Source organism: Treponema sp. R6D11, assembly GCF_054786075.1.
Map to the genome: position 1 here is coordinate 1 of NZ_BDHD01000302.1, position 1,553 is coordinate 1,553.

Below are 1,553 nucleotides of genomic sequence, written 5' to 3' on the forward strand. Positions count from 1 at the left end.
ATTACTTTACCGCTTATGTTTGCCGTAGTATTTGGCGTTGAATGCGCTTGATACTGAACATAACCATTTTTTATGCCGGTTGTCGTTGTATCAACATAATCGGAGTAAACCGCGTCGACAACATTTGTTAACTCATTGTCTTCCCATTTTGAGGCATTCCCATTAATTTTCGTTTTATGTCTAGTGCCAAAATTTCCTACTTCAATTTGAGGATCAATAATATCAGTATTGTTTACAGATACTGAAAGCAGTACTGCCTGAGCCAGTTGATCAAATTCGGGGTCTACTGCTGTTCCGCCGTTTGAAGTGGTTGAAACAGTTGTATCGTAAACTTTTACGACAAACAGTCCCGTCTCTGTATCAGTAATTCCTGTAAAACTACTAAATATATTAGCTGTAGTAGTTGCTTCTGTTGCCTGCCCCAAACTTAAACTTTGTGAATTTCCATCATTGAACTCATAAACTTCAGCTTCTCCTTCGCCTGCGCAAGAGGCAACAAATACAGTATCTTTATAACCATTCGGAGAACCATACTTGGTAAAGTCGGTAGTCGGCGCGGTATTGGCAATCTGATAAACACGACCTCTTTTCATGCTTGTAACAGGTATTTTGGAGCCTTGTGTAACATAGGTAATTTTTGCTGTTTTACCATCATTGCCCTTTCCCCAAGTAATGCTAACTCCAAATAGTTTATTGCGAATCCTAAATTCACTGTTAGGTGTTTCTATAAAGCCTTTGTTCTCTGAATTATTATTCACTATATAAGCTTGAGTCCTGTATTCATCAGGGTAAGTAACAGTATTATTAAAGTTAATGTCCGTACCAATGTTAATGCCGGTAATGATCGGCTTGTTGTTTTCTACATAGATGTCTTTTTGGTAATGGGTGGTGTTACCTGCCGTATCCATTATAAGATAATGAACTATATATGGACCGTCTTTAAATTTTTGTGATCCGGTAAGCCTATCGGAAATCATCATTCTTGCTTCCCATGTTTTATCTGTTAAGCCTATCCATTTTTCTCCGTATGTTCCGTCATCGTCATAGTCTTGCAAAGGATCATTTTCCGCGTAGTCAATAACCATAGCGGAGGGTGATGTATATATTTTTTTTATTTCATCATAAATGAGCTTTGGTCCTGAGAAACCGTTTTTTACATTCGGTTCCGCCGGATTCGATAAAAGAGTCTTTGTAGTATCCATTACATCAGGATACTCGACAAAATAACCTGAAGTACCAGAAGGAATTACGCCACCACTCGGGTCAATCATAGTTTGACTTCCTTCTACCTTTCTTGTACTGGTAAAAGTACCAGGGGTGCTATATGTTATTTTTGCTTTTTCAAAGTACACTAAAACCCGTTCCAGTCCCTGGAGCACGCCAGAACCGGTTCCCCAGTCCTTCGCTGTTCCCTGAACAAGGAAGAATTTATTGGCACTTATATTGTCATAAGCCATAGTTGAGGTTTCTATAGTGCCGCTTGGGTAGAAGTTGTCAATGCCTACTTTTAAATTGCGTGTTGTAGTAAATTTAGATTCCGTATTGTCTTCTAC

Annotated in this window: 1 protein-coding gene; it reads right to left on the bottom strand. The window is 38.8% G+C overall.

What is annotated here, in order from left to right; all coding sequences use genetic code 11:
- On the bottom strand, positions 1-1,553 hold a 1,553-nt coding region (locus ACYVTD_RS12530), incomplete at both ends, for a hypothetical protein (RefSeq protein ID WP_461248087.1).